21 protein-coding genes are annotated in these 20,249 nt (G+C 43.7%); 20 read left to right on the plus strand and 1 reads right to left on the minus strand.

What is annotated here, in order from left to right; all coding sequences use genetic code 11:
• Positions 1 to 47 precede the first annotated feature (47 nt).
• The 10 genes from dnm_RS05605 to dnm_RS05650 all read left to right on the plus strand — a co-directional run bounded on the left by dnm_RS05605 (position 48) and on the right by dnm_RS05650 (position 10,038).
• The gene (locus dnm_RS05605; RefSeq protein WP_207681714.1) at positions 48 to 2,093 is read left to right on the plus strand and encodes a type VI secretion system Vgr family protein; all 2,046 of its coding nucleotides are present in this window, start codon (positions 48 to 50) and stop codon (positions 2,091 to 2,093) included.
• 29 nt (positions 2,094 to 2,122) lie between these two features.
• Positions 2,123 to 2,620: a hypothetical protein gene (locus dnm_RS05610; protein WP_207681715.1), complete on the plus strand. Its 498-nt coding sequence runs from the start codon at positions 2,123 to 2,125 to the stop codon at positions 2,618 to 2,620.
• Between the two features lie 169 nt (positions 2,621 to 2,789).
• Positions 2,790 to 3,824: a DUF2169 family type VI secretion system accessory protein gene (locus dnm_RS05615; RefSeq protein WP_207681716.1), complete on the plus strand. Its 1,035-nt coding sequence runs from the start codon at positions 2,790 to 2,792 to the stop codon at positions 3,822 to 3,824.
• Positions 3,825 to 3,827: 3 nt separating this feature from the next.
• The gene (locus dnm_RS05620) at positions 3,828 to 4,895 is read left to right on the plus strand and encodes a beta-ketoacyl synthase N-terminal-like domain-containing protein (RefSeq protein WP_207681717.1); all 1,068 of its coding nucleotides are present in this window, start codon (positions 3,828 to 3,830) and stop codon (positions 4,893 to 4,895) included.
• An 11-nt stretch (positions 4,896 to 4,906) separates the two neighbouring features.
• Positions 4,907 to 5,290, plus strand: coding sequence for a DUF4150 domain-containing protein (locus tag dnm_RS05625; RefSeq protein ID WP_207681718.1), 384 nt, complete (start codon positions 4,907 to 4,909; stop codon positions 5,288 to 5,290).
• Positions 5,291 to 5,649: 359 nt separating this feature from the next.
• On the plus strand, positions 5,650 to 6,405 hold the full coding sequence (locus dnm_RS05630) for an AHH domain-containing protein (RefSeq protein ID WP_207681719.1): 756 nt from the start codon (positions 5,650 to 5,652) through the stop codon (positions 6,403 to 6,405).
• Positions 6,406 to 6,407: 2 nt separating this feature from the next.
• Positions 6,408 to 6,959: an imm11 family protein gene (locus dnm_RS05635; protein WP_207681720.1), complete on the plus strand. Its 552-nt coding sequence runs from the start codon at positions 6,408 to 6,410 to the stop codon at positions 6,957 to 6,959.
• Positions 6,960 to 7,271: 312 nt separating this feature from the next.
• Complete coding sequence (locus tag dnm_RS05640) at positions 7,272 to 8,660, plus strand: hypothetical protein (protein ID WP_207681721.1); 1,389 nt, start codon at positions 7,272 to 7,274, stop codon at positions 8,658 to 8,660.
• Positions 8,661 to 9,180: 520 nt separating this feature from the next.
• Positions 9,181 to 9,726: a KilA-N domain-containing protein gene (locus tag dnm_RS05645; RefSeq protein ID WP_207681722.1), complete on the plus strand. Its 546-nt coding sequence runs from the start codon at positions 9,181 to 9,183 to the stop codon at positions 9,724 to 9,726.
• Positions 9,727 to 9,789: 63 nt separating this feature from the next.
• Entirely contained in the window at positions 9,790 to 10,038 is a 249-nt protein-coding gene (locus dnm_RS05650) for a hypothetical protein (protein WP_207681723.1), read from the plus strand.
• A gap of 186 nt (positions 10,039 to 10,224) precedes the next feature.
• Here the strand turns inward: dnm_RS05650 and dnm_RS05655 are convergent, their stop codons facing one another.
• On the minus strand, positions 10,225 to 11,385 hold the full coding sequence (locus dnm_RS05655; RefSeq protein ID WP_207678360.1) for a transposase: 1,161 nt from the start codon (positions 11,383 to 11,385) through the stop codon (positions 10,225 to 10,227).
• Between the two features lie 161 nt (positions 11,386 to 11,546).
• Between dnm_RS05655 and dnm_RS05660 the strand changes: the two genes are divergently transcribed.
• From dnm_RS05660 to dnm_RS05705, 10 genes are all read left to right on the plus strand, one after another.
• Positions 11,547 to 12,131, plus strand: a complete 585-nt coding sequence (locus dnm_RS05660; protein WP_207681724.1) for a KilA-N domain-containing protein — start codon at positions 11,547 to 11,549, stop codon at positions 12,129 to 12,131.
• A gap of 94 nt (positions 12,132 to 12,225) precedes the next feature.
• The gene (locus dnm_RS05665; protein ID WP_207681725.1) at positions 12,226 to 12,795 is read left to right on the plus strand and encodes a hypothetical protein; all 570 of its coding nucleotides are present in this window, start codon (positions 12,226 to 12,228) and stop codon (positions 12,793 to 12,795) included.
• 59 nt (positions 12,796 to 12,854) lie between these two features.
• Positions 12,855 to 13,142: a hypothetical protein gene (locus tag dnm_RS05670; protein ID WP_207681726.1), complete on the plus strand. Its 288-nt coding sequence runs from the start codon at positions 12,855 to 12,857 to the stop codon at positions 13,140 to 13,142.
• 19 nt (positions 13,143 to 13,161) lie between these two features.
• The gene (locus dnm_RS05675; RefSeq protein ID WP_207681727.1) at positions 13,162 to 13,704 is read left to right on the plus strand and encodes a hypothetical protein; all 543 of its coding nucleotides are present in this window, start codon (positions 13,162 to 13,164) and stop codon (positions 13,702 to 13,704) included.
• Complete coding sequence (locus tag dnm_RS05680; protein WP_207681728.1) at positions 13,685 to 14,038, plus strand: polymorphic toxin type 44 domain-containing protein; 354 nt, start codon at positions 13,685 to 13,687, stop codon at positions 14,036 to 14,038. Before dnm_RS05675 ends, dnm_RS05680 begins: the two co-directional genes overlap by 20 nt.
• Positions 14,039 to 14,084: 46 nt before the next feature.
• Positions 14,085 to 14,639 carry a DUF5412 family protein gene (locus dnm_RS05685; RefSeq protein WP_207681729.1) on the plus strand — a complete coding sequence of 185 codons (555 nt, stop codon included), beginning with the start codon at positions 14,085 to 14,087 and terminating at the stop codon, positions 14,637 to 14,639.
• Positions 14,640 to 14,813: 174 nt separating this feature from the next.
• The gene (locus dnm_RS05690) at positions 14,814 to 15,329 is read left to right on the plus strand and encodes a hypothetical protein (protein ID WP_207681730.1); all 516 of its coding nucleotides are present in this window, start codon (positions 14,814 to 14,816) and stop codon (positions 15,327 to 15,329) included.
• 403 nt (positions 15,330 to 15,732) lie between these two features.
• On the plus strand, positions 15,733 to 17,136 hold the full coding sequence (locus dnm_RS05695) for a cytochrome B6 (protein WP_207681731.1): 1,404 nt from the start codon (positions 15,733 to 15,735) through the stop codon (positions 17,134 to 17,136).
• 346 nt (positions 17,137 to 17,482) lie between these two features.
• Positions 17,483 to 18,475, plus strand: a complete 993-nt coding sequence (locus dnm_RS05700; RefSeq protein WP_207681732.1) for a TRAP transporter substrate-binding protein — start codon at positions 17,483 to 17,485, stop codon at positions 18,473 to 18,475.
• Between the two features lie 342 nt (positions 18,476 to 18,817).
• A complete protein-coding gene (locus tag dnm_RS05705) occupies positions 18,818 to 20,218 on the plus strand; it encodes an SPOR domain-containing protein (RefSeq protein ID WP_207681733.1) in 1,401 nt (466 codons plus the stop codon).
• Positions 20,219 to 20,249: the final 31 nt, after the last annotated feature.

The raw sequence follows: 20,249 nt of genomic DNA on the forward strand, positions 1-20,249 counted from the left end.
GTGTATGATTTGAGTCTTGCAGATTGGGCCGGGAAAGGGGTTTAAAAATGACAGAATCGGCAAATGAAAAAGTCTATCTCTGTGTGACAACTCCGTTGGACGGAGAGGCACGAAAATTCATGCTTGCGGAGATTGAGGGCGAGGAGCATCTGTCCGGGCTGTTCCACTACCGACTCAAACTGAGGACTGATGACAACGCTGTTGACTTTACCCAGATCGTGGGACAGAAGATTACCGTGACGATTGAGCAGTATAACGGAACCAAACGCTATATCAATGGTGTTGTATGCCGCTTTATCCAAGCGGGCTATGACGGGAACATTACCACGTATTACGCTGAAATTCGTCCGTGGTTCTGGCAACTGACCCTGACCGCCAACAGCAAGATATTCCAGAATATGACCGTGCCGGATATTATTGCGGATGTGTTCTCGGCTTTCGGACTCACGGACTTTGATGACAGAACCACGGGGACATATAATCCCCGGGTCTATTGTGTTCAGTACCAGGAAACCGCTTATGCGTTTGTGTCCCGGCTCATGGAGGAGGAGGGGATTTTTTATTTTTTCGAGCATACCGAGGACAAACATATGCTGATTCTGGCGGATGATGCGGATGCTCATCAGCCCTGCCCGGGACTGGACGCTGCCCGGATGCGACCCGTTGCCCATGAGGATCGTTCCGATGATACGCTCATTGACCGGTGCAGCCTTGAGCAGCAGATGATCCCCAATAAATACGCGTCAGAGGATTTTAATTTTGAAACGCCGGACACCGATCTTCTGAGCAGCGTGGATGGGAAAGAATCGGGCGGTTTCAGAATTTATGATTATCCGGGAAAATTCGGCACAACCGGTGACGGAGAAGCGATTATCAATAAGCGGATTGAGGCATATGAATTGCCGCAGAAGCTTCTCCGGGGGCAAGGATTCTGCCGGGCATTTATTGCCGGATACAAATTTGATCTGACGGAGCATGACCGGGATGATATGAATGTGACATATATCCTGCGGGATGTGTTCATCCGGGCGGATCAGGACGGTTATGCCAATGTGTTTGAGGCGTTTCCTGGGGATGTGCCGTTTCGTCCGCCTTTGATCACGAAAAAGCCCAAGGTCGTTGGCACGCAGACCGCCATTGTGACAGGCCCGGCTGGCGAGGAAATCTGGCCTGATGAATACGGCAGGGTCAAGGTGCAGTTCCACTGGGATGAGGAAGGCCAGCGGGATGAGAACACTTCCTGCTGGGTCCGGGTGGCGCAGATGTGGGCCGGGAAGAACTGGGGAACCATATTTATTCCTCGGATCGGCATGGAAGTCATTGTCAGCTTCCTGGAGGGCGACCCAGATCAGCCTATTATCACGGGGACGGTTTATAATGCGTCGCAGGTTGTGCCGTATGCTCTGCCGGGAGAGAAGACAAAAAGTACCATGAAAACAGATTCGTCTCTTGGCGGCGGCGGTTTCAATGAGATTCGGTTTGAGGATAAGAAAGGCTCGGAGGAGATTTTCCTGCACGGTCAGAAGGATTGGACCATTGTTATTGAAAATGATAAAAATCGGACCGTGGGACATGATGAAACTTTGTCAGTGGGAAATAATCGCACAAAAAGTGTGGGGGTGAATCAGAGTGAATCTGTTGGGAAAAACAAATCAATTGATGTTGGTAAAAATCATACCGAGTCCATTGGAGATAATGCCAGCATCAGCATAGGTAAAAATGAAACGATTTCAATAGGAAAAAATCTCTCTGAGTCCATTGGGAAAAATGCAAATTTATCAGTAGGAAAAAGTCTCTCTGAATCCATTGGGGATAATGCAGATTCATCAATTGGAAAAGACCTTTCTGCTAGTATCGGTTCAAATGCATCAGTCAAGGTTGGTAAGAATACAAGCCTGGATGTTGGAAAAAAGTTAAACGTACATGCTGCCGATGAAATCAATATTTTCAGTGACAAAAAGATTGTGCTGAACGCAGGGAAGGCCAGTATCACACTCAAGAAAAATGGTGACATTCAAATCAAGGGGAAGAAATTCAATTTTAAAGCCTCGGGCGACATCAAAATCAAAGGCTCTAAGATTGCTGGAAATTAATTTTCAAGGTTTTCAAGGAGAAATTTGAAATGTTTAACGTTGACACATTATTAACGAATGAGCTTGCCATTCAAAAGGGTATGATTGCCGGATTTGAGAGTGACGGCATGATATTGGTGGAGGCAGAAGAATCGGAATTTCTTTTGCCCTGCTATTTCATTCGTACAGCCCAGGGGCCATTGCCCCGACTCAATATCGGTGATTCGGTTCTGTTTGTTTTGGATTCCGGTCAGGAATACGGATATATCACAGGATTAATCGAAGTTTATACACCTCCGGTGAATACAAGTGAGACTTTAAATTATCCTGATGATAAAGTTGAGATTGAATTGCCTTTGAAAGCACAAGATGTAAAAATAAATGACAAAAGAATCATTATTGAGGCCGATGACGAAATACGACTCAAATGTGGTGAGGGCATGATTCTTATTAATAAGCAAGGTAAAATCATTGTGCGTGGTACCAGTTTGTTAAGCCGTGCAAAAGGCATGAATAAGATCAAAGGGGCGGGTGTCAGCATTAATTAGCAAAGGATCAAAGGAGCCTTTTAGGGAAGTCCAATTGAAAAACGAGACTTCTTATTCGGAGTGCAAAAATTGAGTGGAGCGGAGGAACGGAGCGGAACGGTTTTTTGCACCAAGGTTCGGCAGGGATAAATTATTTATTGGGAAATCCTTATGGATCGGAGAATATCTGATGTTACAATTGAAAAATGAGACTCCTTTCGAGGTTGAAATTGCGCTTTTCCCTGATGAACATGGGGTGGACACCCTCTATGTCACTGTCAAAGCAACTTTTAAAATTGGAAAAACCCTGACTGTGGATGATGAGCAGATTCCCATGGTCTATGCTGATGAGTATTGGGGCGAACCTGGTCAGTCAAGTCTGAAGTACGCGGCCGAACTCCATTTAATAAAACCCTCCACCGATATCGTTCTGATTGGGCATGCCCAGGCTCCTGACAGACAGCTTGTAAAACAGCTTGATGTGACCCTTTCCGTTGCTGACCAGAATAAGACTGTGCGTGTTTTCGGCAACCGGCAATGGGAAAGCGGCCTTTTGTCACTTCGAATGACACCTCCGGAACCTTTTGAAATGATGCCTCTGATCTATGAACGAGCCTTCGGCGGTTTTCATGAGATAAATGCGGAAAAGGGGAAAATCTTATTTGAAAGTCTTAACCCTGTTGGCAGCGGATTTGTTGGAAAAAGAAAAGAAAAGGAAATAAAAGGGTTATTTCTTCCAAATTTGGAAGCCCCGGCCTCGTTGATCTCGCAGCCCAAAGATCAGCCTCCCCCGGCAGGCTTTGGTTACATTGCCGGATCATGGGAACCCAGAAAGCTGTTTGCCGGGACTTATGATGAAATTTGGCAAAAAACATCTGCGCCGTATTTGCCCAAAGATTTTAACCCCTGTTTTTTCAATGCTGCCCATCCTGACCTCATTTGCAAGAGCTATTTACAGGGTGGCGAACCTGTTGCGTTGATAAATGTGTCTCCGCATGGGCCTTTGAATTTCAAACTCCCCTCATGTGGCCTGGTTGCAAATGTTCGGATTGCCGGTAGCACGGAAACGCCGCCACTGAACATGGAAACTGTTTTGTTTGAGCCGGATCAGTCTCGCTTCTTTATGATTTGGCGGGGAGCAGTGGCGTGTGACAAAAGCGCACTTAAAGTGGAGCAAATTGATGTGGCTTTGCAGCATCTTGATCTGGAAGGGAGGAAAAGATAACTGATGGCAGAAAAAGGGACAATTATTTCGGGAATTGGCATGATGACTGCTGTTGGCATTGGAGCAAAACAAACAGCAGCTTCAGTTCGGGCCGGCATTTCACGTTTTTCCGAGACAAGCATTTGTGATAAGCATTTTGATCCTTTTGTCATGTCAATTTTACCGGATGAAGTCTTGCCGCCTGTCAAACCGGAGATTGATCAGATTGTCGGGCTTACTGCCAGACAGTTGCGAATGCTGCGGCTTGCGGCCCCGGCGCTTGAGGAAGTTTTGGCAGATACGCGGGATATTGAAAAAATCCCGATTTACCTGGGTGTTCCCGAACCACTTCAGGATCGTCCGAAAGTGGTTGATGACGAATTTATCAAGTACCTCGGTATGCAAACGGGTTTCCGCTTTAATGTCGGTGAAAGCGAACTTTTCCCGCTGGGTCGTGCGTCAGGTTTGGCAGCGATTCAGAAGGCTATGCAGGTTCTAAGTTCAGGCGATCATCAGCATGTTATTGTTGGCGGAGTTGACACCTATTTAGACCTTTATCTGCTGGGAACGCTTGATATGGAAAACCGTATTTTGGGAAATTTTGTCATGGACGGATTCATACCCGGAGAAGGCGCAGGTTTTTTGCTGCTCAGTTCCCCTGATGTGGCTGAAAAATCAGGGGAAAACCCTGTCGTTCAGATTCAGGCGGTTGGTGTCGGATACGAGAGCGGTCATCTTTATAGTGAGGAAATTTACCAGGGGAACGGACTGTCAGAAGCGTTTCAAGCTGCTTTTGATTCTTCTGATACATCTCTTGGGAATATCCGTTCCGTGTTTGCCGGGTTGAATGGTGAAAATTTCGGAGCAAAAGAATGGGGCGTTGCTTATTTGCGAAGTAAAAGCTATTTTGAAGAGGAATTCAGGCTTGAACATCCCATAGATTGTTTTGGAGATACCGGTGCTGCCCTTGGCCCTTTGATGACAGGGCTGTCAGCAATAGGCATGAAGAAGAACTATATAGAAAGCCCCTGTCTGATCTGGTGTTCTTCAGATTACGGAACCAGAGCAGCATTGACTATGGCATTATTTTAAGGAGAAAAAATATGGCTCAGACGACCTTTGTAAATTCACGAGGCATTGCTCATAAAGGAAGCGGCGGGATGAGTCCGGTATTTCCTGATGTTTGTAAAACACCGACTCCGGGCGGGCCAGTCCCGATTCCCTACCCGAATATCGGCAAATCATCCGATACATCAAAGGGACCAAAGAAGGTTAAAACCGATGGAAAAATGCCCATGGTAAAGGGGGCAAAATATTCAACGACTACGGGGGATGAAGCTGGCACAGCCGGCGGGGGGATTATAAGCGGTAAGATCAAAGGGGAAGCCGAGTTTATGATGTACTCTTTTGATGTTAAGTTTGAGGGGAAGAATGTTTGCAGGTTGGGTGATCCGTTATTTCATAATAAAAAAAATATTATGGGATAAACAGGTTAAATCCAAAAACAGCACTAATCTCATATTGTGATCCTAAATGATTTATGGAAAACCGTATTACTCGATGATCAAGTTTTTTGTTTTTGATTCTGTAAACAATGAATTTTCAATATATTAAAGTGATTGGCAAATTATTTGTCCAAAAGTCCAAATTGTTATAACAATGGTTCGGTAATTTTTTGATTCAACAGGTTAAAGGTCGTAACTGTCTGAAATTATTATAAACAGTTTTATATTTTGATTTCATGACCTATTGAAATTATTTGATTTATTTTTTTTGCCCAACTATTATTATAAGGTACTTTTTAAAATGTTAGTTCCCATTTGTTTTGTAATAGGAGGTATGTAAAATGTCTGAATCAGGAGAAAAAATCAGTCTTGGTCTTCCTGCTGTTGATGAAGATAAGTGTCCAATCTGCAACAAAAAAAAACATAAAGATACCACAAAAGAAAAAAAAGAAGGTAATGGAGAGTTGTCTAGTATACCGAGTAATTTAGGTTGTAAGACCATTCCACAGCATCAAGATATTGCCTATTACGCGACAGCAGCACATCACCTCATACCTGCAATGCAATGCCTTGCGAAATTCCATCGTTTGAGTCAAATGGCTGATGAAGTGGGTTACGATGTTAATAACAAAAATAATGGATTGTCGTTGCCAACTGTTGGTCAACTAAATGAAAATAGTTACTACCTTCAGGGATATCAGTACGGAGAGTTGGTGCCTGTAGATAAGAAAGAAGTAGCATTTGAAGTAATGCGGCATGTAGATAGCCTTCCTTCCACAAGCGCATTTGGTTCTCAATGGCATGTAGGTCACCATGACTGGAGTTTTGAGACTGCTAAGAAACTAATCAATGATACTGATGATATATCGCACAATGATACTAATTATGAGGAGAAGGTTAATAAATTGCTTCGTGATATAGAAGCGAAGTTGTCTAAAGATAAAACAGTATGTGAGCCTGATGATAAAGGTGAAATAGGAAGAGAGGTCTTGAAACGATTGGATGGGATTTCTTCTAAAATCAGATCTAACGTAAAAGGATGGAAAGGCTATTATGTGTCATCAATGAGCTATGTATACGCAAAGGAGGAAAGGTAGCGATGTACTATTTCATAACACAGGATTTGGATGACGTTACAACCATGAATTTCTTAGGTCATTCCGAGGAGTCAGGAAAAAGACTATGGATTAATGGCGTTAGGTTTTCGGAACCATTCCCTAAGGATACTTTTTATGTGAAACCTTGTATGGGGTCAGGTAAGGAAATGCCTGATTTTTTCGATTCATCTGTTCCTGTTATGTCTAAGCGTTTACTTACTGCATTCACTAATCTTGGTGTCGATAATATTGATGTGTATCAAATAAGTGTCAAAGAAGAAAATACGGATGAAGAATGGAGTAATTATTTCGCTATAAATTTTATTGGGTTAGTCGACGCTATAGATCGTGAACAGTCGGAGATGGAAGATGAATACACCTTCCACTCGACTGTGATTGATAAAAATAAAGCACAGGATTTGCTCTGCTTTCGTTTGTTTTGTGGGCCGACTGTGTTGGTGATTCATGAAAAAGTAGCTAAAAAACTTATGAATATGAATCTTAAGGGTGTATTAATCGTAAAAACAGAAAATTATGATGAGGATGACTTTTAATGAATAGAGCGAACCACGAATTGCATAACAACAAATCAAATGCACACGGACAATATTTTTTTCTGTGATTGGGTAAGCAAGTGAAGCAACAGATTTAATTAAAGAAATAGTTTGTTGAAACAAAAGGTGAGTTAAACGCCTTGGTTTGAACGAAAAAATAACCCTGTCATGCTCGTGCCAAAATAAATCCAAATTGAAGGAATCGGGGTAGGCCCATGATATTCGGTTGATGTTACCCCGTAGGTGATCGCTTTAAAACCTTCTACAGAGCTTAATAGACATCCATTTTTGTTATTACAAATGGATGAATATATGAAAATTTATTATAATTATAACAATATGCAATCAATCACAAAAAATCAAAAAAAATTCGCCATTACTCTTTACCTTGATCATTTCGAAGAGGTTTCCTTCCTCTATGAACAGCGTCTTACCTTATTGGATGACCCTGAAATTACTTGGTTGGACCTCGAAGACTTTGAAAATCGTTTTGAAGCCCATATTGATGGATTGCTTGTAGGAGAAGACTTAGCCCTTGAAGTTTGCAAACAGCAGGTAATCGAAGGCGACTTTGGCGAACTCCACGCCGCAATTCGGGTGTTCTGTCGCCAAAATCGCTTGGATTTGGTTCAGGAAGTCTTAGAGGAATTGGATGCCGAAGATGAAGAACGTGTCCAAGCAGTCAGCGATGCCCTCAATCATGAATTACCGGTGAATTGGCAAAATGAATTTATTCGGATGCTCTCGGAAGGTGATCAGAAACTTGTCCCCATTGTGGCTAGACTTATCGGTTATCAACGATTACCTGCGAAAAGAGAACTGTTTCATGTTGCGTTGCGCCCGAAAAGTTCAGATTCATTGCCCGTGCTTTTTTGGGCCATCGGTCGTGTTCGGGATCCGAACGCCATTGACCTGCTTTTGAATTATGTTCAACACAAAGATGAAGCCATCTGCTCTGTTGCCGCACTCGCAGCTCTGAGGATTGGCGAACCACAAACCATAAACGAATGCCTGCGTTATGCCGAAACAGAGAATTGGCCGCTTTTACCACTTGGGCTTGGCGGCGGTTCGTCAGCCATATCTGTTCTGCTCCGAATCGCATCTGGTGGCAACGTCAGCGTTGACTGCCTGATATCACTTGGCCTGCTCGGAGATATTTCAGCAATGGACACACTTCTTTATCATATTGGCAACACCGAACTTGCCGAATCTGCTGCATTGGCCATGAACCTTATCACCGGAGCAGCACTTTACGAGGAAGTTTTCATTCCCGAAGACATTGACGAAGACGAGTTGTTTGAAGAAGAACTTGAGAAATTGAAAAAAGGAGAAAGCCTCTATCCCCCGGGTGAGGAATCCGGAACCACCATCACCCGTGTTTCACAAAAACCAGAAGACTGGCACGACTGGTGGACAGAAAACAAATCCCGCTTCAGCCCCGGAATCCGCTATCGCAATGGCAAACCTTATTCACCAGCCTGCCTGCTCGAAAATCTGAAATCTGAAAAGAGCATACGCCAGGTAAGGCAGTTTGCTTATGAGGAACTGGTCATACGTTATGATATTGATTTCCCCTTTGAAACAGATATGTTTGTCGTGCAGCGGAAACAAGCCATTGCAAAATATGCGGAATGGATTGAAGCAAACAGCAGCCGTTTTCAGGCAGGTCAATGGTATTTTTCAGGGCGATTGATAAGCTAATTGAGCAGGTTGAACTGAGGAAGGAAACCCAACTTCCCGATAAATTATGCGACGCCGCAGAGCTGAAATAAAAGACGGAACTTTTATTTGCCATCTGTGCGTTGGGTTTCGTTCTTCAACCCAACCTACAATAACTGATTTATCTCACCGATTTTTGGAAAGCTGTAGGAAGCGAATCAAATAAAGACCTTCGACAATGGAAAAGAAAGGTAGGACAAGAATTTATTGATTCTGTCAATGAAAAGTTAAATGTGCCCGTAGGGCACATTTATAAAACCACCCGTGGCCGTTACGTTTCCACATTTGCCACTGGCAAATCGCTCTGGCCTATGCAAAATACCTTTCCCACTAGTTGCATATGCATGTCAACAAGGTGTATATGCCGAGGCTATGCGGATTGCACCAATGCTGTTTACGAGCCTATCCTCGGCGGGATAGCCAAAGAACCAGGCCGTAACAAGAATTATCTGTAAAAGCGAATGTGTTTTTCAAGCCCAACCTGCAAGGAGGAAAAAATATAATGAAAAGCGGAGAAAAAGTGACAGAGTTATCAATGGATTTTAACGGTCAGCATATCCGACCAAAAGAGGGACTGATTTGTCTCACCGATCTTTGGAAAGCATCTGGTAAGCCTAAGGGCAAACTTGATCCAAGATTATGGAAAAAATATACTGGTGAACAATTTATTGATTCTGTTGCGAAAAAATTGAATGTTAGCCCTGCTAACATTTACAAAACAAAACGCGGTAAGAACGGCGGAACGTATGCCCACTGGCAAATCGCTCTGGCCTACGCCAAATACCTTTCCCATGAGCTGCGTATGCACGTCAACGAAGTGTATATGCGGTACCGTTCCGGGGATGTCACCCTTGCCGATGAGATAGCGGACAAGGCCAGCTCCGAAGATCAGGAGTGGCTTGCAGTGCGCACCATCGGCAAAATTGCCCGGAATCAGTTCACAGGCACGCTGAAAGAACATGATGTCAGAGGCCGGGGCTATGCGGATTGCACCAATGCTGTTTACAAACCCATCCTCGGAGGCTCAACCAAAGAACTCAGGCATTAAAAAGGATTACCTGGAAAAGCGAATGTGTTCTTTAACCCCGACCTGTAAGGAGAAAAAAATATAATGAAAAGCAGAGAAAAAGTGACAGAGTTATCAATGGATTTTAACGGCCAGCATATCCGATCAAAAGACGGGCTGATTTGTTTAACCGATCTTTGGAAATCTTCGGGAAAAATTGAAGGTAAGCTTGATCCAAGATTTTGGAAATTAAGAGGCGGCCATGAATTTATCAATTCTGTGGCTAAAAAGTTAAATGTTACTTCAGGTAACATTTATAAAACTGATAATTCCGAAATGCTTTTATTTCTTTGATACTGTAATATTAGGAAAAAACTGCAAATGAAAATGTTCACGAATAATGTTTCCGAAACCTTTGTTCCTGCCGGCCTCTGCTTTTTTCGCACACTCGGAATTTTAAATAATATTCCGGGCTCATCAGAGAAACTGAGAGATTATGTCCGGCCGGTAATTTAAAACAAGGCATATTGTAATAACTCGTTATGTGTTTAAAATGGGAAGACAGAAATGGTTACGGAGAATAGCTTCGAGATCGCATTCCCTTCTGATTTTTCGCATGATCTCCGTGACGGACATTTTCAAAAAGGGCTTCCTCATACTGAGCCTTGTCGCAAGTATATATGCGATTACCTTTATTAACAGGGCCGCATGCAGGCCGTCACCCTGAAGGCGCATGGCCTTTATCCCGAGTACCGACTTGAGGATTTTCCAGAAACACTCGATAATATGGTGCTGCTTCCATATATGCCAGATTTCAGCGCCGCGCAGGGGAACCGGGCTGAAATCCATGAGATAATAAGTACGCGTGGAGCTTTTTCGGAAAAAGAAAAGAATGACACACCCGAAGGTCGGGCTGAAAGCAGCGGTTCTCAGGGAGGGAACATCGATTCCCCACTGATCTCTGATCAGTCCGAGTGTTTTTTTCCATGAAGAGGCTTTCTGTTTTGCCTTGCCGATTGTAAAAGTATAATTGCCCTTGCCCGCGATGATAATTTTTTCAAATCCCAGGGCGCGGAGCCGCTTTTTCAGATCGTCGGATGCGAACCATGAGTCAAAAGTGAGGGGGAAGGCGGTCAGATCAATACCTTCCCTGGAAAATTCCTCTTTAAGCCGTGTCAGCATGGAGATCAGAAGAGCCGGCTTGTCAGTGTTGGCCCGACCCTGTTTGGAACAGAAAAGCAGATGCAGAGGAAAGGCAATGCCGCCGATCGTCATCACAATTCCCATCAGATCGTTGCCGCTGACCACTTTTTTGCAACGGCCGCTGTACCAGCTCCATGTGCAGCGGAGCAGTTTTCCCAGACGCTCGATCACGCTGTTGTCAAATGTCAGAGTTATACCGGCCCGGGATATGGTCGCATCACTTTTTTCCAAGAGAGGCCCGAGTTCCTCGGCAGCCTGCCTTACCATAAAACGGACAAGCATTTCTCTGAGATAGTAAATGCTCCACCCTTCTATGGCTCTGTAAAGGCCCTGATGGGGAATGTCCAGAAAATCGGCAAGCTGTTTCGGATTGTAAAACCCGAAAAAATGAGCTGTCGCCAGAAACATGAGAGTTTCAAAGGCAATGCGTTTATCCTGACGGAACTCTCTGCTGAATATGACAAAGAACCATTTTAATTCTTTATTTAAATCCGACATAAGATTATCCTCCTTTTGTTTTTGTATGACAGTTTTTATCTAAGATAATCTTTAAATGGTAATCAGTCAATTTTTCCGAATATCCCGGAACATTATTCAGAATTCCGGGTATGCGGAAAAATCTGAATCCGGCAGGCGCAAAGGCTTCGGAAATATTATTCGTGAGCATTTTCATTTGCCTTTTTTGTTCTAAGCAAAACCTGTCAACGGGATACAATCATTTCGGAATTATCAGTAAAACAACACGTGGCAGAAACGGCGGCACTTATGCCCACTGGCAAATCGCTCTGGCCTACGCCAAATACCTTTCCCATGAGCTGCATATGCACGTCAACGAAGTGTATATGCGGTACCGTTCCGGCGATGTCACCCTTGCTGATGAGATAGCGGACAAGGCCAGCTCCGAAGATCAGGAGTGGCTTGCTGTGCGCACTATTGGCAAAATTGCCCGGAATCAGTTCACAGGCACGCTGAAAGAACATGATGTCAGAGGGCGGGGCTATGCGGATTGCACCAATGTTGTTTACGAGCCTATCCTCGGGGGCACAGCCAAAGAAGTCAGGCAGCAAAAAGGACTGCCTGTAAAAGCCAATGTTCGGGAAACATTGAACATCAAAGAGCTGTTGGCTGTGGGACTTTCCGAGGTGCTGTCCAAAGAGAAAATTGAAGGTGAAGCCCTTTATGGCAACAAAAAATGTAAATCAGCGTGCAGCATGAGTGCGGAAAAAGTTCAAAGTATCCTTTAATCCGGCAGACTTGGATTTCATTTTTCAATCCGGGCTGCTTAAATGAACTGGCAGGAAGTATGCGAACATCGGAAAAATCAGGGAGGATAGCAAAATGCAATCGTATTGCCTGGATGCTCAGGGCAGAATTATAAAGGCAGATAGTTTTACACCGTCTGAATTCTGGAAAAAAACTGCCAAAGATCAGGAAAACCTTGGCATAAAAAATTTGTATAAAATACTCGGGTTGGATGGTAATCCCGTAACTCCCGGAGAAGCCATGATTCTTGATCACTTAAAACGGGATCGTCAGTTGGCAATGGATTTTGATAACCCGGCAACACTTGTAAAGGAACTGGGCTTTAACTATTATGTGGGAATTTCCACGGATCCCACGGCCCGCAAATACGGGCACAGAGGAGAAACCATTATCAACGAAGAAGAAATACCGTCATCAGTGCCGAGGTTCAGACAGGTGCTGCTGACCATTGCAGACAATTTTTGGGCAAAGATGTTTGTGATTTATGCGGGAAAACCAGAAACAATCCGCAACATGGAACGAAAGCTGATTAATGATCTCAGGGGAAAACTGTCAACCTATCGGCAAGCCTTCAACAAACACCCCGGGGGGAGCGGAAATTTGGGCAACAAACCATATGGATTTGTTTATGTATTGATAGACTGATCTTAAAAACCAGGTTGGGCTGAGGAACGAAACCCAACACAACAATTCAAGGAAACGCCATGAAAACCCAGGCATCAGCCATAAAAAACTGGATTCCTGACAAACACGGATATATTTTCACCTTTGCTAAAAATCGTGAAGCCATTGGCGTGAAAGTGGACTTGGCACACGGAACCATCCGGGAAGATGAGGACGACAGGCTCCGTGAGATTTCCGATCACATCATTCAAAAAGGACTGCCACCCCTGAAAATCGGTCCCGGAGAGCTTAAAGCCATTTCTCACGAGGATTATCTTTCAGACAAATACACCCATCCTGCTGATGCTTTGACGGAAAAAGCGAAATAATGACAGAAAGAGCATTACAATGCGAAGAATCCTTTACAAAGGCACTCAGAAATTTGAAATCACAGATAAATGTGAAACTGTGGGAAAAGGCTATATTCCTAAAAAGTTCTCAGATCAGTTTTCCGCGTACAGTTTTTTGTTACAGTTCACAGATGATCGTCATATCGCGGTGTTTCGGGATATCCTTGGCAGACAAATGATGATGAGCCTGAATCCTTCTGCCTTGAGAGACCATGAAATTTTTGAGGAAATTGCCCGTCTGCTCGCGGCCGGTAACATGAGGATCGCCATTGATGAAAAATCCTATCTCGCTGAAAAGTTCTCCAATATTAATGATGTGATTTTGTTTATTCATAAGGACATGATCAAAAATGAAAAAGGAACAGATGTAGCGTATATTCGTGACAATCTGAAGGTTTGGCAGTGGGACAACCTGATCCCCTTCAAAATTCAAACAGATATAATCCAGGCGTATTGGCGATGGTATGAGAAAGTAAAAGGCGGAGGCCCCTGGGACCACAAAAAAGCGATAAAGGGGAAATATGGAGAATGGTTCCTGTGATTATCCTGAACGTCTGCTGTACAGCTTTGATATATGGTCAAATATCCACTACGGATATATTGGCCTGGCAGCAGGTTTTACTGAGTGGGTGCTGCTGTCAGGAGCAGGTTTCGCACAAAAGCTTGCTGACACGAATCCGCCAGGATATTGGAAAAGAAGATTGGAGGAAATTGGAGATGCTGATTTTCTCGCTGCATTTGATGATCCTCACGATCAGCAAGCTATCAAAATCGGATTTGAGTTATGGAAAGGGTTTAAGACAAAAGTGACGACTAAAAATATCCTTGACTCGGTTCGAAAATATTCATCAAAACTCAAAACGAAACAAGCCTGAATCAACATGATGAAAAAAAAAAGCAGCCAATATCGGATGTGTTATTTTGTCAGTGCTTCTGATGACAACAGTCATCATCGCTAAAATAAATTGGCAAAACTATGCCCTGTTTAACCGGATTGGCGAAATGACATCGGTAATTTTTATGTTCATTCTGCTTTGCTTCATCTTCCTCATTCAGATAAATATTGGCAATAAGATAAAATATGTGATAAACAGCTTTTTCATACTCGTATTGCTTTGCTCACTCTTCCTCTTCTTTTTCAGCAGAGATTTATGTAACGAGGAAATTATCTCCCGTTCCGTATCGGGTAATGACCAGTATCAGCTTTTTATCATACAGAAAAATTGCGGTGCCACCACAGATTATGAATACAGAATCCTGTTACAGGAGACAGGAACTTTCTTACCAAAAGAGAAAATAATATTTCAAAGTTATTCATACCCTGTCCCCCGGCAGGTAACTTTCCTAAATGACAATAAGATACAAATATCTTGTCAAAGCGCCGGAGACAAAACCAATTTTATGATTTCTTTTGATGAAAAAACATTAAACACGGATAAAACACTTTTATTTTACAGCGGTGACATTTATGAATAAAAATGAACCTCAGCAGATCGAAAAGTTTTCGGACTGTGCGCGTGACAGCAAAGAAACCCGGCTTTTTTCCAGGACGGGGCGATCCTCCTCCGGAAAAAGCCGGGTTTCTCCCCCGTCCGCCGTGTCCGCCCTGTGACAGCCCGAAAACTTTTCGATCTGCTGAACCTGTTTAAAATGAAATGTAAAAGAACAGCTTGTGCTTTAAGTCCGTTAATAATTATCTGTTTCCTCATATGTTCCGCCTCGGACATCCCGAAATTAGGCCAGGAAAGACATATTTTCTATGAGGCATTAAAAAGATCGGAAGTGATCAATCCGGCGGAGCTTGTATTAACGCATTTCAGTCATATTGGCAATCTGCATATGGAAGGTGAGGTGCTTTATGTTCTTGATGTTCGGGAGATTATTCCTGACATGGCGGCCCCAAGAGGACTGAACAAGATTGTCATACTTAATAAAAATCTTGAGGTTCTGCATGTTATCCGATATATTGACGAGCGTCCTTTGCGTTGTGACGGCAATACATTGCTACTTTTCGGAGATATTATCATACATACCATTGACAAGCATATCAATGGATACGAGGGCAATTTGCTTATTTTTTCAGATAAAGGCAAAAAAATTTCTGTTGGCAGAACAAAATGGAACAAACTTTTGCCAAATACGAACTTGGAAAGGAAAACGCCGTAGTGTATAAAAAAAATACTGATCATAACGGATTTCGGGGAGGCTCGGGAATATGACAGCGGACAGGAGGATGAAACGGATATGTCCGTCCGGCACCGGACCGGGAACATGACATCGGACAGGCGGACGGAAATCCGGTTAATCCTGAAATCCGCTGTCATATCATGCTGACCGGGCTCCCCTGAATCCGGTATAATCAGAAAAAAGATAAGGTGTTCAAAGACATACACACGCTTGCCGTGTTGGATATCTTTGTGATCAAAGGGGCTGGGACAGTTGAGAAACCTGATTCATTTTTCGTAATGCCAAAGCGTTTATCAGACGTTGTTTTTGTCTGGTAAAACATGATTGATATTAATTTTTTTTAGCAGTCGCTGTTTTACCACATAAAAAGGAGGAGGTAGAAATGAAAAGTGAAACAAGAAGACAAACAGGAGGCCTGCTGATCATTCTTGTATTTCTGGCAGCAGTACTGGGCATGGCTTATGCTCAGGAGGCTTCAAAAACCAGTTATTCGCCCGTTGTCGTTAAGGAATCGTTCCAGGACACGATGAAGCGGATGAAAGTTGCGAAACCGGGAGTGATGAAACAGCAGATGGACCTGCTCAATGAACGATATGACCTGAGCAACCGCCCGGCCAAGAAGGTAATGATGTCAGGAGGAAAGAAGGCTGTTCAGGAAGGTGTCCGCGTAAAGCTTCCCAGCGGCATGACCTGGGCAAAGCTTGCCGACATGACTCCGGATCAGATTCGTGAGAAGGACCTCTGGCCCGGAGGATTTTTTCCGCTGCCTCATCCGAACCACCCGGAGGGCGGGATGGTCTTTCCCCAGTTTCATATTGATGAAATTAAGAAACAGGAGGGACGGGACCTTACCCGGTTTGATCTGGACTTTGACCTGCCGGATCATTTCCTGCCTGAGTTTCCTCCGCCCATCTATCTGACTACGAGGACTGACCTCGGGGATGTATCTCAGGGAAAACTCGTCACCATTATGAACTATTATGAACTGTTCAACGGTATTCTGAATCCCAAGCAGTTGGAGGGGCTCCGGCTGCTTGTCACACCTTTCCCCCAGCAGCAGTTCAATCAGACCGAAGATCGTCGTTCAGAGCTTCCCAGCAGAGGCGTCACCTGTTTTGACTGTCATGCGAACGGACATTCAAACGGTGCCACACACCTTGTGGGTGATATTCGTCCTCAGGAACTCCGGCATCGTTTGGATATTCCTCCGTTACGCGGGGTGAACATTCAGCGTCTGTTCGGGTCCCAGCGGGCTTTGAAAAGTATTGAGGATTTTACCGAATTTGAACAGAGAGCCGCTTATTTTGACGGAGATCCGGTCATAGCGACGAAAAAAGGCATCAATATTCTGGAACGAGGAAGCCAGGTCCATTTTATGGCTGAATTTCAATCCATACTGGATTTTCCGCCCGCTCCCAAGCTGAATATTTATGGCAAGCTGAATCCTAAAAAAGCTACGGAATCCGAACTCAGAGGCCAGGAGGTTTTCTTTGGCAAAGCCAATTGCGCTGTGTGTCATCCCGCGCCTTATTACACGGATAACCTGATGCACAATCTGAAAGCAGAGCGATTCTTCAAACCCCGGATGATTAACGGCCGCATGGCTTCGGCTGACGGACCCATAAAGACCTTTCCGCTTCGCGGAATTAAGGATTCTCCTCCATATTTGCATGACGGACGCCTGCTCACGCTGGAAGACACTGTGGAGTTTTTTAATCTGATCCAGGAACTCAGGCTGACTGAAAAGGAGAAAAAGGATCTGGTTGCCTTTATGAGATCACTTTAGTTTTCTATAAACCATAAATTAAAACGGGTTAAAACAGCGGCTTGTACCATCGCCGGAGCAGAGGCGGAGGGCAGGGGCTTCCATCAAGTACAAATATCTGCTTTTCTCCCTCTGCCCGGCCTATTATAGTAGCTTTTAACAAAAACATTGTCCGAAAGAAATCGGATTTTTTCAAAAAATCCGATTTCTCCGCATGATAAACTTTATGTTAAAAGCTCTGTATGGCTGGTAAAATTTTACCTGATAAAAGAAATTATCAGGTTGTAAGAAAATGAAATTCAGAGGGGGAGCATAACGCCCCTCTGCATGATTTATATAACACTAAAAAATTAAGGAGGATAACAATTTGAAAATAATATTTTATTTTTTTGCAGGCGTGCTGCTCATGCCGTGTCTGACGGCAACAGGCGGAGAAGCGATTGTTCTTAACATAAGTCATGATTTGCCTGAAGATTCTCCCCAGCACCTGGGGATGATAAAATTTGGTGAAATTGTAAGCCGTGAATCATCTGGCGACATAAAAGTGAAGATTTACCCGAAAGGGAAAATTGGGACAGATCAGAAAACCGTGGAACTTTTAAGAAGAGGTATTATTCAGGCGAGCCTGGTTCCCACAGCCAAATTAAGCCGTTTTGATAAGAGTTTGCAGATTGCTGACCTTCCTTTTCTTTTCCCATCCAAAGAGATTTGTTATTTTGTACTGGACAGCGAGGTGGGAGAGAAAATTTTGGCGGGTCTGGAAGAAATCGGATTAAAAGGTCTGGTTTTCTGGGAAAGCGGATTTAAACAGCTCACTGCTGACAGACCCATAAGGAAGCCTGAGGATTACAAAGGGTTAAAAATACGGGTGATGGACAGCCCGATACTTATGGAACAGTTTGAAATTATGGGAGCCAAAGCCCGCCCGATGGATTTTTCAGAGGTGTATAAGGCATTGAAACTGAAAATTTTTAATGGACAGGAAAATCCTCTTGTTTCGATTACCAAAATGAAATTCTATGAAGTTCAGTCCCATATGACGCTGAGTTATCACGGATATCTCGGGTATGCGTTTTTACTTGGCAAATCTTTTTGGGACAGCCTGGATACAGTTCAGCAGAATATCATCAAACAGGCTGCGTTAAAAGCAGGTCATTATGAACGGGAAGTTACAGCAAGCACGGAAAATGACTGCATTAAAATAATAGCAGATTCCGGAACGGAGATCATTCGTTTAACTGCTGAGGAAAGAAAAGCCTTTGAAAATGCCACAAAACCCATTCATGAAAAATTTGCAGACACGGTTGGCAGACAATTGCTGGAAGCTGTTTACGCCAAAATTAAGGCGTGTCAGAAATAACAGAACTCAATGATCAAGTCTTTTTTTTTGTCATTCCTGCGAAAGCAGGAATCCACTGCTCCCGAAAACGCCGCACCGGTGAAAAAAAGTTTTTCCGGGTTGTCCGCCACTTCCTGAAAAAATGGATTCCTGCTTTCGCAGGCTTCGGCGTGAGCTCAGTCGAACGGAATGACTGGGTTTTTATCCGAACCGGGTCAGAAAATCTGATCATCGGGCAGAAGAAGCGATCAGAGTGCGATTGACATTTCAATGCTTTAGAATCATTGATATATACAGTGCCGAGAACAAAATGCTATGCGTTACAACTTCTCTTTTAATAAAAACAAAATGAGACTGCTGTTCATGAGTTGCACTTCCCTGGCAACCCTGGTCTTCTTTGCCGGATACATTATCGGGCTTACGCTCCCTCTTCCCATGAATTTTAATCAGGCATCGGCATCTGAAGAAAGGCATGAAAAATCATCTGGCTCATCCATATCTTACATCTCATCTGCCATAGCAGAAACTTATCTGAATCAGCCGATTCAGCAAGTCCGTGATGAGAATTTTCCTCCGAAGGAGAAAATAATCCTCACCCAGAGAGATTTCCGACCAACGACCCGATCTCCCGAATTCCAAAATCCCTTTCTTCAAATTGTTGAGGAAAAACCGTATCCGGTTTTCAAAACCAGTGACGACAGACCATTAAGGAAACTCTCTTTCACGGTTTTGGCCGGTTCTTTTCCGAGCAAAGCAGAAGCTGAGAAATACCATAGTCAGCTCAGGCAGAAAGGCTATCATCCGCAACCGATTTATCTGGCATTATCAAAAGGGCAAAAATGGTATAATATACTGATCGGCAACTACAAAAATCTGGAGGACGCGTCTCAGGCGGTTTCTGAGTTTAACCGCAAGGAAACCATGATAACAGCAGTGGTTGCCAGCGTATCAAAAAAATTGCCCCTTACGATCCTTGCTGATGCGTTTTTGGAAGAAAAAAAAGGTGAGGAAAAAGCCGGAAAACTGCTTGCACACCTGAAGAAAACAGAGTACATCAGATATAAACCAGTTATTTATCCGGCACAGGATTTCAGGAAACAGAAATGGTTTGCCATATTGTTAAATTACGATGAGAAAGATTCACAAAAGGCATATCAGCTTGTCTCCCGGCTCAAAGATGACGAAAAGCGGACGCGGGCGGAAGTCACTTACAAAGAGGATGAGCCTGGGTGGAACGTGATAAAAAAAGGGGTCTCGCTTCGAAGTCTTCGGGAAATTCTAAATCATTTTCCTTCTTCTGAAGATGAGTCACCGCATCCTTACACTATCCAACTGGCAAGCTATCGTTCAAGAAAATCCGCACAGGAAGGACGCCTCCGTTTTGAGCGTCATGGCGTATCTCCGTATCTGGGGAGAAGAGGAAAATGGTGGATATCTTATATGGGACGATACAAGAGCAGAGAAGCGGCTGAAACAGCAAGAAAGCAATATGAAAAACGTATTAAGAAAGCGTCCCGTCGTTCCGATTCTCTGGTAAGGAAAATGCCTTATTCCAATTTCATAGGCAGTTTTTCTTCTGATGATAATAAAACGCCGAAATTTCAACGTCTTGAGAGATTGGGATATTCCCCTTATTTTATGAAAGGGGCGGAGGATGAGGATTTCAAATTGTTTGTAGGCGTTTATAAAACCAAAAAAGAAGCTGAAAAGCAGATCCGCAGACTGAAAGCCAATGGGGTTTCAGGACAGGTGGCTGAACGATAAATTGCTCCGGAGTGCCAAACTGTAAGTTTGG

The organism is Desulfonema magnum (genome assembly GCF_017377395.1).
Taxonomy (GTDB): Bacteria; Desulfobacterota; Desulfobacteria; order Desulfobacterales; family 4be13; genus Desulfonema_C; species Desulfonema_C magnum.